Source organism: Cupriavidus sp. SS-3, from assembly GCF_035818815.1.
Classification (GTDB): Bacteria; Pseudomonadota; Gammaproteobacteria; order Burkholderiales; family Burkholderiaceae; genus Cupriavidus; species Cupriavidus taiwanensis_C.
On the sequence record NZ_JAYLVT010000023.1, the window covers coordinates 90,207 to 103,926 of the forward strand.

At 64.6% G+C, this 13,720-nt stretch carries 11 protein-coding genes; 3 read left to right on the forward strand and 8 right to left on the reverse strand.

The features are described 5' to 3' along the window. The first annotated feature begins 140 nt into the window (after positions 1-140). Positions 141-1,364, forward strand: coding sequence for a hypothetical protein (locus U9J39_RS26230; protein ID WP_326348523.1), 1,224 nt, complete (start codon positions 141-143; stop codon positions 1,362-1,364). A gap of 1,104 nt (positions 1,365-2,468) precedes the next feature. After that, positions 2,469-4,469 (forward strand): diguanylate cyclase domain-containing protein, encoded by a 2,001-nt coding sequence (locus U9J39_RS26235; RefSeq protein ID WP_326348524.1) that lies wholly within the window; start codon positions 2,469-2,471, stop codon positions 4,467-4,469. 97 nt (positions 4,470-4,566) lie between these two features. Here the strand turns inward: U9J39_RS26235 and U9J39_RS26240 are convergent, their stop codons facing one another. From U9J39_RS26240 to U9J39_RS26265, 6 genes are all read right to left on the reverse strand, one after another. Further along, on the reverse strand, positions 4,567-6,306 hold the full coding sequence (locus U9J39_RS26240) for an ABC transporter substrate-binding protein (protein WP_373429509.1): 1,740 nt from the start codon (positions 6,304-6,306) through the stop codon (positions 4,567-4,569). Positions 6,307-6,426: 120 nt separating this feature from the next. Beyond that, a complete protein-coding gene (locus U9J39_RS26245; protein WP_111517597.1) occupies positions 6,427-6,735 on the reverse strand; it encodes a DUF2160 domain-containing protein in 309 nt (102 codons plus the stop codon). Positions 6,736-6,763: 28 nt separating this feature from the next. Further along, positions 6,764-7,630 (reverse strand): carbohydrate ABC transporter permease, encoded by an 867-nt coding sequence (locus tag U9J39_RS26250; RefSeq protein ID WP_092309462.1) that lies wholly within the window; start codon positions 7,628-7,630, stop codon positions 6,764-6,766. After that, complete coding sequence (locus tag U9J39_RS26255) at positions 7,623-8,507, reverse strand: carbohydrate ABC transporter permease (protein WP_115680594.1); 885 nt, start codon at positions 8,505-8,507, stop codon at positions 7,623-7,625. Before U9J39_RS26255 ends, U9J39_RS26250 begins: the two co-directional genes overlap by 8 nt. Then, the gene (locus U9J39_RS26260; RefSeq protein ID WP_115710092.1) at positions 8,504-9,610 is read right to left on the reverse strand and encodes an ABC transporter ATP-binding protein; all 1,107 of its coding nucleotides are present in this window, start codon (positions 9,608-9,610) and stop codon (positions 8,504-8,506) included. The genes U9J39_RS26255 and U9J39_RS26260 overlap by 4 nt, the downstream gene beginning before the upstream one ends. A gap of 3 nt (positions 9,611-9,613) precedes the next feature. Continuing rightward, positions 9,614-10,735, reverse strand: a complete 1,122-nt coding sequence (locus U9J39_RS26265) for an ABC transporter ATP-binding protein (protein ID WP_326348525.1) — start codon at positions 10,733-10,735, stop codon at positions 9,614-9,616. 172 nt (positions 10,736-10,907) lie between these two features. Here U9J39_RS26265 and U9J39_RS26270 point away from each other — a divergent pair, with 172 nt between their 5' ends. Then, on the forward strand, positions 10,908-11,678 hold the full coding sequence (locus tag U9J39_RS26270) for a DeoR/GlpR family DNA-binding transcription regulator (RefSeq protein ID WP_111517593.1): 771 nt from the start codon (positions 10,908-10,910) through the stop codon (positions 11,676-11,678). Positions 11,679-11,832: 154 nt separating this feature from the next. On the opposite strand, the gene purU is transcribed toward U9J39_RS26270, so the two are convergent. Together purU and U9J39_RS26280 are read right to left on the reverse strand one after the other, a co-directional pair. Beyond that, a complete protein-coding gene (gene purU, locus U9J39_RS26275; RefSeq protein ID WP_111517592.1) occupies positions 11,833-12,699 on the reverse strand; it encodes a formyltetrahydrofolate deformylase in 867 nt (288 codons plus the stop codon). Between the two features lie 120 nt (positions 12,700-12,819). Beyond that, positions 12,820-13,707, reverse strand: a complete 888-nt coding sequence (locus U9J39_RS26280; protein WP_115710096.1) for an NUDIX hydrolase — start codon at positions 13,705-13,707, stop codon at positions 12,820-12,822. Positions 13,708-13,720 lie beyond the last annotated feature (13 nt).

Genomic DNA, 13,720 nt, shown 5'->3' on the forward strand with positions numbered 1-13,720 from the left:
TGCAAAAAGTACCCCCCACTTTAGTAGGATGCGAGTCGAATGACTGCTGTGAAATGATGCTGCGTTGCGCATGCTCAACATAATGGGACACCAAGCAGGAAAATCTGTCTTCTTTTTCGTAAATTGGGTCGATAAAAATAATGACTTTAAATGAACATATCTCCACGCGTCTGGCAACTTTCGGCATTACATCAGAAATTCGACAGGACACGCTGCATCTAACCATAGACGGTAACGAAATACGGATTCGACGAGACGAGGATTTAGAAAACGCCTATGCAAATTATCGGCGAGCAAGAAGCAAAAACTTCGACGCAAATGATCGAACGTACATTCTTAACAATTCGGTAGAAGTTCCTCTCGCCAGACTCGACCTCGATATTTTCCGCGAAGGCGACGACGCAACGTTCAATGGCGAGCCCAACAGAAAAATTGTCATCCAACGAGCATCAGCCTCGTATGCATTCGCCCACTTCGATTCGCCTGAATACGCGCAATATTTCAAATCATTCGTTCACCAGAGAATTACACGAAATCTGTCATCAAGATCCGCGAAGCCGCTCGCATTTATTTTTTTCCGCCCAATAACTGCAACCTACATGGCTGGCGGCAGGAAAACTCCGAACAATATTAAAGAGACAGCAATAGAAGCCATTCGCGCTTGTCTTTTGAAATTGGCCGTTGAGCGCAGAATTTGTTATGAGATCTTTCGACCACGCGCCCGCCGATCAATTTCAAAAGTTGATTCATTGATTGAACCCGAGTGGACCATCCCCAAAGTAACTTACGATCCGAACATCGTAAGTTTCTATAAGGTGGCACGTAGCAGCCCCTTCCCGAGCCAAAGCTATCTCGCCTACTACCATGTACTAGAGTACTACTTCCTTCGCGTCTCGGAGGATAGCCTCCACCACCAACTTAAGACGCTTCTCAATCGACCTAATTTTTCTGTTAATTCTGATGGTTTAGATCGGCTGATCTCACTTGTTCGAAAGCAGGCGGCACAGGATGATGAAACTGAGATGCTAAGAAAAGTGCTACAACGCTTCACGTCCGAGGAAGATTTCATCGCATATGTCGCAAATTTGGAGAGCGATTTTGGCGAAAAATTGTACTCGAAAAAACGTGTAATTTTCGGCGAATCGCTCGAAATTTCGCTTAAGGAAGGACATGCAATTTCCAACGCCGCAAAATTAATGAAACATGTTCGAAACGCGATTGTTCATTCGAGCGACAAGTACAAGAGGGAGGAATGTCATATACCACTCTCGGAATCGGAGGATGTAATTTATGAAATCATTCCGATAGTTAGATATTTCGCAGAACAAGTGATTTTTGGAACGGCAACGCCAAGACAACTCTAGATTTTTGCTCTAGGGTGACAAAACGTCGAGCGAACGCTTTTCCGAACTGAACTACTCTTATCCCCGGCCGTCTTGTGCCTCGCCGGCGGCCGGCGGCTTTTTCCTACTATGTCGATATGAGACAACGACGGGGGAGGCATGGGCAGGCAGCGCAGCGGCGGTGTGGCGGGCGATGACGTGGCCATCCACGGATGGGTGGAAGTGACACCCGAAGCCGAAGGGGGCGCGTTTGGTCAGTCCATGTTCCGGTGCTGTGCGTGCGGCGCGGATTCGCTGGCGGTGCGCTGGCGTGTTGCCCGTGGCCTGTTCCACTGCATCATGTGCAAATGGCGCCTGCCCAAACAACAACAGCCCGGACCCACAAGCCGAAGTGGAAAGGTCCGGGCTGCCCCCAAGGTAGCCACGAAAAAAGGCCGTAGCTGATCCAGTTTAGGCTTTCCAAAGGTGCTTCTGTGACGACGAAAGAGGCCGCTCAGTGGACCGACACCACAGGATCGAAATTGGTACGTGATTTTCGAACGTGCCAACCCGGGCAGCGCGGGGATAATCACCGCCTCTTTCAACATGGGTTGTGGACGTGCTGCGCGAACGCGGCGACACGTGCGTCACTCGCCACGCCCCTTTTAGGGAAAGGGGCGGCGCGCGTATCGTTTTAGTTGCTTTTTCCCCATCCCCCTTCGGAAGAAGGCAGGCCCAATTTTTCCACACAGCAGGCAACTTGCGCCCGACTTGCGCCTGACTCGCGCCCGACTCGCGCCCGACTCGCGCCGACTTGCGTCCGAGTGGCACCCGCTTGCGCTATACTCGCGTTCGCACTGCGCGAGGCCGTCCCTTCACACGGCAGGGGTCACAGGTTCAATCCCTGTACCACCCACCAGTTTCAAAAAAGCCAGCCTCGCGCTGGCTTTTTTCATTTCCGCATCCATCGCCCCGCCCTTTCCGAAAGCACCCCGCTTCTGCACTTGCACCCGCTGTTGCAAACAGTTTCGAAATGTCGCTTGACTTCTGCTAATCTTATTTTCACGTCACCGGACCGACGATTCCACTCTCGAGCGGGTCGATGGACGGGACACCGGGTCAGTGCGCACAATAAAGAAGTCAATCATGCAGCACTCTTTGAAGTATCGGATGGCGTTGGCCACGGCGGGGGTGGTGACGCTGATCATCGTGCTGCGCGCGCTCTACGCCCAGTATTACGCCTATGACAGCCTGAAAAACCTGCTGCAGGCGCAGCAGGACACGCTGGTCGAGATGGTCGCCGAGCAGCTCGATGAAAAGCTGCAGGCACGCGCCGCCGTGCTGCAGCGGGTGGCACGCCAGTTCTCCGCGCTCCATGGCGCCAAACCGGCCGATTTGCGCAAGGCGGCGCACGGTCTGGTGGAAATTCCCGAGACCTTCAATGCCGTGTTCCTGGCTTCGCCCGATGGCGAACTGACGTTCAGCACCGCCGTGCCCGATGGCGTGCGCCTGCGCGTCAACGACCGCGACTATTTCCGCGATGTCCTGCACGGCCAGTCGTTCGCGGTGTCGGACCTGATCCAGGGCAAGCAGACCAATGCACCGGGCGTGGTGCTGGCGGTGCCGATGCTGGGGCCCGCCGGCGAACTGCGCGGCGTGGTCGGCGGCGTGCTGAACCTGGCGGACAGCAACTTCCTGCGCGAGCTGTCGCACAGCCGGGTCGGCACTACCGGCAGCTTCTGCCTGGTGTCTTCCGGCACCAATCCCCGCTACGCGATGCATCCTGACGTGTCGCGCCTGCTGGCGCCCGCGCGCGCCCTCGACGAAGCCTGCGGCGCCGAGCAGCCGCCCGCGCTGCTGGAGATCCTGACGCCGACCCAGCCGATCGTCGCGCGCTACCTGCTGGCGTCCAACGGCTGGGAGGTGGTCGCGGTGCTGCCCGCGGCCGAAGCCTATGCGCCGTTGCTCACGGTGCGCAAGCGGACCCTGGTGATGGGGGCGATCACCATGGTGATCGCGGCCGCGCTGATGTGGCTGGTGATGTGGCGGCTGCTGGCGCCGCTGCAGCGGCTGCACCGCGCGGTGCGCCAGCTCGGCACCGACCCGAAGGCCGTGGCGGACCTGCCGGTCGGCCGTGCCGACGAGATCGGCGAGCTGGCGTCGAGCTTCGCCGAGGTCGTGGCCCGGCTGTCGGAGCGCGAGGCCGCGCTGCAGGCCGCCAAGGACCGCGCCGCCGCCAGCGAGAAGCGCATCGAGGCGATTGCCAACCATGTGCCGGACTTTATCTCCTTCATCGACATGCAGCAGCGCTATGTCTTCGTCAACGAGGCGTATGCACGTCGCTACGGCTTGCCGGCGCAGCAGATCGTGGGCCTGTCGCTGCGCGAGTTGTGGGGCACGCAGGAATACATGGCCTGCCAGGCCTACCTGCAGCAAGCCGGCACCGGCCAGGCCGTGACCTTTACCCGCGAAAGCGCGGACGGCACCGAGTGCATCGAAATCACTTGCCAGCCAGCGTGGAACGATGCCCAGGACACCGTGGTCGGCCTGCATATGTTCGGGCGCAACGTCACCCACGAGCGCGAAAAGCTGCGCAGCCTGGAAGCGCAGACCGTCTCCGACTACCTGACCGGCCTGCTCAACCGCAAGGGCTTCGACCGGCGCCTGGCCGAAGCCATGGCGCGCGCCGGCGCCAGCGCGTGCCCGCTGGCGCTGCTGCTGGTGGACCTGGACGACTTCAAGGCGGTCAACGACAACCACGGCCACCCCATCGGCGACCAGTTGCTGGTGGCATTCGCGCAGCGGCTGCGCGCCTGTGTGCGCAAGGGCGATGCGGTAGCGCGCATCGGCGGCGACGAATTCGCGGTGATTCTTGACGGCATTGCCGACCGCCATGCCATGGCGTCGGTGGCCAACACCATCGTGCAGGCAGCGCGCATACCCTTCGTGATCGATGGCCATACGCTGGCGGCGTCGGCCAGCGTCGGCGCGGCCCTGCGCGATGCGCGGCACGCCATGACCGTGAGCGAACTGTTCCTGCACGCCGACATGGCGCTGTATCAAGCCAAGCGGCATGGCAAGGCGCGTTATGCCGCGCAGGCGGCCGATACGGCAGCGCCGTCCGACCTGGCATCGCAAGCAGGCTAGCTCAGGCGGAATGACTGCGGCTCCCTCTACCGCAAGCGGCAGAGGGAGCATCCAATGGGCTAATCAGGGCCCGACGTTCGCCGCAGCCTCAAACCCCTCAGCGCACCTGCCCTTCCTTCCACGCCTGCAGCAGCTTGTCGTAAGGGATGGTCTCGCCCTTGGGCTTCTCGTTGGCGAGCTTCTTCCACGGCGCGTGGTCGTTCGACAGCCACTTGCCCGGATCGCCCTTCGCATTCAGCTTGGGCGCGCAGTGGCTCATGCCGGCGCGCTGCAACCGCGCCATGACCTGGTCCATCTCATCGGCGAGCGTGTCCATCGCGGCTTGCGGCGTCTTCTCGCCGGTCACCGCGGTGGCCACGTTCTTCCACCACAGCTGCGCCAGCTTCGGATAGTCCGGCACGTTGGTGCCGGTCGGGGTCCAGGCCACGCGCGCGGGGCTGCGGTAGAACTCGACCAGGCCGCCATACTTGGCCGCGTTCTTGGTCAGGTAGTCGTGATGGATGTCGCTGTCGCGGATAAAGGTGAGCCCGGTCAGCGACTTCTTCAGCGATACCGTCTTCGAGGTCACGAACTGCGCGTACAGCCAGGCCCCGGCCAGCTTGTTGGGATCGGTGTTCTTGAAGAAGGTCCACGAGCCCACGTCCTGGTAGCCATTCTGCATGCCCTGCTTCCAGTACGGCCCATACGGCGACGGCGCCATGCGCCACTTGGGCGAGCCGTCGGCGTTGACGACCGGCAGGCCCTTCTTGGTCATGTCGGCGGTAAAGGCCGTGTACCAGAAGATCTGCTGCGCCACCTGCCCTTGCGCGGGCACGGGGCCGGCCTCGGAGAAGGTCATGCCCATCGCCTGCGGCGGGGCGTACTTCTTCATCCAGTCGATGTACTTGGTCAGCGCGTAGACCGCCGCCGGACTGTTGGTGGCGCCACCCCGCGCCACCGAGGCGCCGACCGGCGTGCATTTGTCCTCGGCCACGCGGATGCCCCACTCGTCCACCGGCATGCCGTTGGGCAGGCCCTTGTCGGCGGTGCCGGCCATCGACAGCCAGGCGTCGGTGAAGCGCCAGCCCAGCGAGGGGTCCTTCTTGCCGTAGTCCATGTGGCCGTAGACCTTCTTGCCGTCGATCTCCTTCACGTCGTTGGTGAAGAAATTGGCGATGTCCTCATAGGCGGACCAGTTGGTCGGCACGCCCAGGTCGTAGCCGTACTTGGCCTTGAACTTGTCCTGCAGGTCCTTGCGCGCGAACCAGTCGGCGCGGAACCAGTACAGGTTGGCGAACTGCTGGTCAGGCAGCTGGTACAGCTTGCCATCCGGCGCGGTGGTGAACTTGGTGCCGATGAAGTCCTTCACATCCAGCCCGGGATTGGTCCATTCCTTGCCGGCGCCGTTCATGTAGTCGGTCAGCGGCAGGATCGAGCCATAGCGGTAGTGCGTGCCGATCAGGTCGGAGTCGGAGATCCAGCCGTCATAGATCGACTTGCCTGACTGCATCGAGGTCTGCAGTTTCTCCACCACGTCGCCTTCCTGGATCAGGTCATGGTTGACCTTGATGCCGGTGATCTCCTCGAACGCCTTGGCCAGGGTCTTGGATTCGTACTCGTGCGTGGTGATGGTCTCCGACACCACGTTGATCTGCGTGACGCCCTTGGCCTTGAGCCGGGCGGCGGCATCGATGAACCACTTCATCTCCGCAGCCTGCTTGTCCTTGGACAGCGACGAGGGCTGGAATTCGTTGTCGATCCACTTCTTCGCTTCCGCTTCGCCCGCCCAGGCGGCGCCGCAAGCCAGCGCGGCCGCGCAGGCAAGGGCTGACATCCCCAACGTCACGTGCACTTTCATCGGTGTCTCCTCAAGAATCCCCTGCCCCGGTCGTGGTCTGGGTGGCGGCCCCGGGGTGGGGACAAGCCGCGTTTCCCGTTATTGCTTGCTATTGCTGGCCAATGCCGGCCGGCAGCGGCGCTAGCCCTTGCGCAGGATCAGCGCCAGCACCAGCATCGAAGCCACGAAGCTGATCCACACCGAGGGCTCTTCCGGCAGCGCCAGCCAAGCGGCGACCTTTTCGCCCAGCCCGACCCACGCCAGGTTGATCCACGCCGCGCACATCAGCCCGATGAAGAGCCGGTCGCCGCGGGTGGTGGCGATTGGCAGGAAGCCCTTGCGCAGCACCGACGGCGAGCGGATTTCCAGGATCGTCATGCCGATCAGCATCACCACGATGCAGCCAAAGAACACCGCCACCGGTGTGGTCCATACCATCCAGCTCAGCATTGGCGCCGTCTCCTTGCGAAGGCCTGCGTTAAACGCGGCCCATCGCGAAGCCCTTCGCGATGTAGTGCCGCACGAACCAGATCACGATGCCGCCGGGTACGATGGTCAGCACCCCGGCCGCGGCCAGCACGCCCCAATCCATGCCCGATGCCGACACCGTGCGCGTCATGGTGGCGACGATGGGCTTGGCGTTGACCGAGGTCAGCGTGCGCGCCAGCAGCAGCTCGACCCAGCTGAACATGAAGCAGAAGAACGCGGCCACGCCCACCCCGGCCTTGATCAGCGGCAGGAAGATAGTCAGGAAAAAGCGCGGGAACGAGTAGCCGTCGACATAGGCCGTCTCGTCGATCTCGCGCGGCACGCCCGACATGAAGCCCTCCAGGATCCACACCGCCAGCGGCACGTTGAAGACCAGGTGCGCCAGCGCCACGCCCAGGTGGGTATCCATCAGCCCGATGGTGCTGTAGAGCTGGAAGAACGGCAGCAGGAACACCGCCGGCGGCGTCATGCGGTTGGTCAGCAGCCAGAAGAACACGTGCTTGTCGCCGATGAACTGGTAGCGCGAAAAGGCGTAGGCGGCCGGCAGCGCCACGCCGATCGAGATCACGGTGTTCATCGCCACGTAGATCATCGAGTTGAGGTAGCCCGAATACCAGGACGGATCGGTGAAGATGGTCTTGTAGTGCTCGAGCGTGAACTGGCCCGGCCACAGCGACAGCGTCGAGACGATCTCCTCGTTGGTCTTGAACGACATGTTGACCATCCAGTAGATCGGCACGATCGCGAACACCAGGTAAGCCAGCAGGAAGCCGGCGCGCCACCAGGCGGCGCGGTTGGCCTGCGCCGGGATCGCGGTGGGGATCACCGCGGGGACTGCCGAAGAGATCTCAGCCATGGGGCATGTCCTCGCTGCCGGCGGTGCCCGCGCGCTGCATCCAGTTGTAGAGGATGAAACACATGAGCAGGATGATCAGGAAGTAGACGATGGAAAATGCCGCCGCGGGACCCAGGTCGAACTGGCCAACGGCCTTCTGGGTCAGGTATTGCGACAGGAACGTGGTGGCGTTGCCCGGCCCGCCGCCGGTCAGCACGAACGGCTCGGTGTAGATCATGAAGCTGTCCATGAAGCGCAGCAGCACCGCGATCATCAGCACCCCGCGCAGCTTGGGCAGCTGGATAAAGCGGAACACCGCCAGGCGCGAGGCGCCGTCGATCTGCGCGGCCTGGTAGTAGGCGTCGGGGATCGCGCGCAGGCCGGCATAGCACAGCAGCGCCACCAGCGGCGTCCAGTGCCAGACGTCCATCACCAGCACCGTGATCCAGGCATCGAAGGCGCTGCCGGTGTAGTTGTAGTCGAAGCCGAGCCCCTCCAGCGCCGCGCCCAGCAGGCCGATGTCGGTGCGGCCAAAGATCTGCCAGATGGTGCCGACCACGTTCCAGGGAATCAGCAGCGACAGCGCGATGATCACCAGCACCGCCGACGCCTTCCAGCCCCGGGCCGGCATCGACAACGCCAGCAGGATGCCCAGCGGAATCTCCACCAGCAGCACCGCCAGCGAGAAGCCGAGCTGGCGCAGCAGCGCGTCGTGCAGCTCGCCGTCGCGCAGCACCGTGCGGAACCATTCGGTGCCGACGAACACGCGCCGCTCGGGCGAGATGATGTCCTGCACCGAGTAATTGACGATGGTCATCAGCGGCAGGATGGCGGAGAACGCCACGCACACCACCACCGGCAGCACCAGCAGCCAGGCCTTCTGGTTGACCGGTTTCATGACACCAGCTCCTCGTTGACGTAGTAGCAGGTATGCCGGTTGAACACCGACAGCCATGCCGTGTCGCCCGCGCGCAGACCGGCCGCCTCGGCGCCCAGCCGCGCGCGCAGCGTGCCGGCCTGCGCGCCCGCCTCCTGCACCGCGCCGGTCAGCAGCCAGTAGGTGCCGATGTCCTGCGCGCGCTGCACCTGCACCGGCACCGCCTGGGTGTCGCGCTCGGGCGCCAGTTGCAGGTATTCCGGGCGGACCCCGATGCGGAAGCTGCCGGCCGCGCGCAGCGCCGCTTCCACCGGTGGCGCCAGCGACGGCAGATAGCGCCGCCCGGCCACGTCGATCGCGCCGTCGCGCCATTGCCCGGACAGGAAGTTCATGCCGGGCGAGCCGATAAAGTGACCGACGAAGGTATGCGCGGGCCGCTCGAACAGCGCGTCGGCCGGCCCCACCTGCACCGCCTTGCCGCGCGACATCACCACCACCTGGTCGGCAAAGGTCAGCGCCTCGGTCTGGTCGTGGGTCACGTAGATCAGCGTCAGGCGAAACTCGTGGTGGATCTCCTTGAGCTTGCGCCGCAGCTGCCATTTGAGCTGCGGGTCGATCACCGTGAGCGGCTCGTCGAACAGGATGGCCGACACGTCCTGGCGCACCAGCCCGCGCCCGAGCGAGATCTTCTGCTTGGCATCGGCGGCCAGGCCGCTGGCGCGGCGCCCGAGCGTCGCCGACAGGTCCAGCATCTCGGCAACGCGGCCGACCCGCTCGCGCACCTGGGCTTCCGGCACGCCGCGGTTGCGCAGCGGGAAGGCCAGGTTTTCGCCGACGGTCATGGTGTCGTAGATCACCGGGAACTGGAACACCTGGGCGATATTGCGCGCCTGCGGCGTGGCGCCGGTGACGTCGCGTCCGTCGAAGGCGATGGTGCCGTGCGAAGGCCGCAGCAGCCCGGAAATGCAGTTCAGCAGCGTGGTCTTGCCGCAGCCGGACGGGCCCAGCAGCGCATAGGCGCCGCCGTCTTCAAAGGTGAAGCGCAGCGGCAGCAGCGCGTAGTCGTCGTCGGTGCGCGGATCGGGCACGTACGAGTGCGCCAGGTCCAGGTCGATGCGCGCCATGTCTCAGCCTCCTGCCGCCGCGGTGCCGCCGGGCACCTCGGCGGCGAGGCCGCCGGGCCGGCGCGGCGCATGGATGCGGCGCCCGTCGGCGTCGAACAGGTAGAGCTGTTCGGGCAGCAGATGCAGCGTCACCGGCGCGCCCAGCTGCAGGTCGAGCACGCCCGCGAACTGCGCCACCAGGTTGCCCACCGACGTAGCGGCGTGGACGAAGGTGTCCGACCCCGACAACTCGGCCAGCGCCACGCGGCCCGGCACGGCGACCGCGCCGGCCTCGCCCGTCAGGCGCAACGCGGAGGCGCGCACGCCAAGCGTGACCGGGCCGTCGTGCGCCGCCACGCCAGGCACGGGCACCTCGATCCCTCCCGGCAAAGCCACCTTGCCGCCCTCCAGCCGGCCCTCAACCAGGTTCATCGGCGGATCGTTGAAGGCGCGCGCCACGCGCAGCGAATCGGGATAGTGGAAGACCTGTGGCGTGGGGCCGTACTGCAGCAGCTCGCCGGCATCGAGCACCGCGGTGTGCCCGCCCAGCAGCAGGGCCTCGCCGGGCTCGGTGGTGGCGTAGATCACGGTGGCGTCGCCGTGCGCAAACAGCTGGGTCAGCTCTTCGCGCAGTTCCTCACGCAGCTTGTAGTCCAGGTTGACCAGCGGCTCGTCCAGCAGCATCAGCGGGGCTTCCTTGGCCAGCGCGCGGGCCAGCGCCACGCGCTGCTGCTGGCCGCCGGACAGCTCGGCCGGATAGCGCTCCAGCAGGTGGTCGATATGCAGCCGCGCGGCCAGCTCGCGCACGCGCGCGGCGATCTCGCCGGCTGCGGCCTTGCGCCGCAGCCGTAGCGGCGAAGCAATGTTGTCGAAGACCCTGAGCGACGGGTAGTTGATGAACTGCTGGTAGACCATCGACACATTGCGCTCGCGCACCGGCATGCCGGTGACGTCGTCGCCGTCGACCAGCACGCGCCCGGCGCTGGGCCGGTCCAGCCCCGCCATGACCCGCATCAGCGAAGTCTTGCCCGCCTGCGTCGCGCCCAGCAGGATGGTGACCGCGCCGGGAACCAGGGCCAGCGTCAGCGGATACAGATACGCCTGCGAACCTGCCTGCTGTGCGACGCCTTCCAAACGTAGCTGCATCCGGCCTCCATGTTCGATATGCTGCCGGCCGATGACGCTGCCGACATACGGCATGCGTTCGATGCAGGCGCACCAATCTTGGCTTCACGCTCGTTTTAGCAACAAAACGAACATAAAACAATAGTGCACCGCATCATTTTGTTTTCGTTTGTGTTTGAACTAGAATCCCCGCATGACCCTCAATCCCCGCCAGACGGCCCTGCTGGAAGAAGTCCGCACCCAGGGCTTTGCCTCCATCGACGAACTTGCGCGCAAGTTCGGCGTCACGCTTCAGACGGTGCGCCGCGATGTCAACATGCTGGCCGAGAACGGCATGCTGGCGCGCTTCCACGGCGGGGTGCGGGTGGAAGACTCCACCACCGAGAACATCGCCTACCGGCAGCGGCAGGTGCTCAATGCCGAAGGCAAGGCGCGCATCGCGCGCGCGGTGGCGGCGGCAGTGCCCGAGGGGTGCTCGCTGATCCTGAACATCGGCACCACGGTGGAAGAGATCGCGCGCGGCCTGGTGCACCATCGCGGCCTGCGCGTGATCACCAACAACCTGCACGTGGCCAATATCCTGGCCGACAACCCCGATTGCGAAGTCATCGTCGCCGGCGGCGTGCTGCGCTCGCGCGATCGCGGCATCGTCGGCGAGGCCACGGTGGAGTTCATCCGCCAGTTCAAGGTCGATATCGGGCTGATCGGCATCTCGGGCATCGAAGCCGACGGCACGCTGCGCGACTATGACTTCCGCGAGGTCAAGGTGGCGCGGACCATCATCGAGCATTCACGCGAGGTCTGGCTGGCGGCGGACGCCAGCAAGTTCAACCGCCAGGCCATGGTCGAGCTGGCGCATGTGTCGCAGGTGGACCGGCTGTTTACCGACGCGCCGCTGGCGGCGCCGTTCGATCAGATCCTGGCCGACAGTGGGGTGAAGTGTGTGGTGGCGGAGCGGGAGTGATTGCGGGACAAGCGCTGCTGCTGCCGTGTCGGCAGTGGCGCCACTGAGCGTGCCGGCAGTGCCTGGCGCGTTGGTTCTGGCGCAGGCCTGCCCTCGCCCTTGGCCCCTCTCCCGCAAGCGGGAGAAGGGAGCAAACCAAGGGCACAGGAAAGGATTACTTGAACACCACGGTCTTGTGGCCGTTCAGCAGGATGCGGTGTTCGGCATGCCACTTGACCGCGCGCGCCAGCGCCACGCATTCGACGTCGCGGCCGACGGCGGTGAGCTGGTCGGGGTCCATGCTGTGGTCCACGCGCTCGATCTCCTGCTCGATGATCGGACCTTCGTCGAGGTCGGCGGTGACGTAGTGGGCGGTGGCACCGATCAGCTTCACGCCGCGGTCGTGCGCCTGGTAGTACGGCTTGGCGCCCTTGAAGCTGGGCAGGAACGAATGGTGGATATTGATCGCGCGGCCGGCCAGCTTGCGGCACAGGTCGTCGGACAGCACCTGCATGTAGCGCGCCAGCACCACCAGGTCGATCTTCTGCTCCTGCACCACGTCGAACACGCGCGCTTCCTGCGCGGCCTTCTGCTCCGCCGACGCGTTCATCAGCGGCAGGTGGAAGAACGGCACGTCGTACGACGCCGCCAGCTGGTAGAAGTCGCGGTGGTTCGAGACGATGGCCGCGATCTCCACCGGCAGCCCGCCCGCCTTGGCACGGAACAGCAGGTCGTTCAGGCAATGGCCGATCTTCGACACCATGATCATCACGCGCGGCTTCACCGTGGCGTCGTTCAGCTCCCACTGCATGCCGAACTGGTCGCCCACCGGCGCGAACGCGGCCTTCAGCGTGGTCAGGTCGGGACCACCGGCGGCCGGGGTGAAATGCACGCGCATGAAGAAGCGGCCCGCGTACTCGTCCCCGTACTGGTCGGAGTCGACGATATTGCAGCCGTGCTGGAACAGCAGGCCCGAGACAGCGTGGACGATGCCCGGCTGGTCAGGGCACGAGAGGGTCAGGATGAATCCGGTGTTGCTCATGGTGTGTGGTTCTGTCTGGGTGGCGCGGCGCAAGGCCGGGAAAGCCAGGGGGGCTCGGTCCGTGCAAAGGTCAATACGGCAGGCAATACCGGGACAAGCGGCGATGGACCCTGCGGCGGCTCAGTCGTGGAGGCCGGCCTCGAGCCAGCCACGCCGTCCAAGGGCATCCAGCGTCACCAGTGTCGCATCGACCGTCATGGCGCCGGCCGACATGATAGCAAGCAATGGCGCCAGCCCGACGCGCCGGTGCTCGCTGACCTCGCCGTCCTGGTTGTGCGGAATGAAGTCCGGCGGCAGCAGCAGGTCGTAGACATAGACCTGCTCCCACTGCACGCCTTCGGGCAGGTCGCGCAGCACCTCGATCATGCCGTGCGCCTGCACGCCACGCGCCAGCGCGGGCGGGATGCCAGACTCTTCCTCGCACTCGCGCACCAGCGTCGCCAGCGGATCGCTGCCGTGGGGCATGCCGCCGGCGACCAGGTTGTCCCACATGCCGGGGTCGACGGCCTTGGCCGGGCTGCGGCGCGAGATCCACAGGGCGGGCTGGTCGCCCGCGGCGCCGTCGACGATGCCGTTCAGGTGCGAGGCAAAGGTCAGCAGCCCGAGGAAGCGCGCCGCGGCGCGCTCCACCACCGCGACCGACGGCGCATCCAGCGCGGCGGTGACGGCGAACAGCTCGTCGCGCCAGCCGCGCACATGGCCGGCGTCGGCCAGCTGGCGGGCCAGCGCCTGCAGCGCGGCGCTGCGCGCCTCGAAATCGTCGCGGCCGGGCAGCAAGGCCACCGCCACGGAGCCATCGGCGAGCGCCTGCTCCGGGCCCAGCACGGCGCCAGGGCCGATGTCGATACCGCGCAGGATGCCGGCATGCGCGCGCGGCAGCCAGCCGACCTGGCGGCCGTCGGCCATCAGGCGCAGCCTGGCGGCGGCATCGAAGCCGCTGCGCGCCGCCAGCGAGGCGGCGATCCGTGCGGTGGCCCCGGCCGCCGGCAAAGAAGATGTTTCAGCCATCAGGATTCCATGC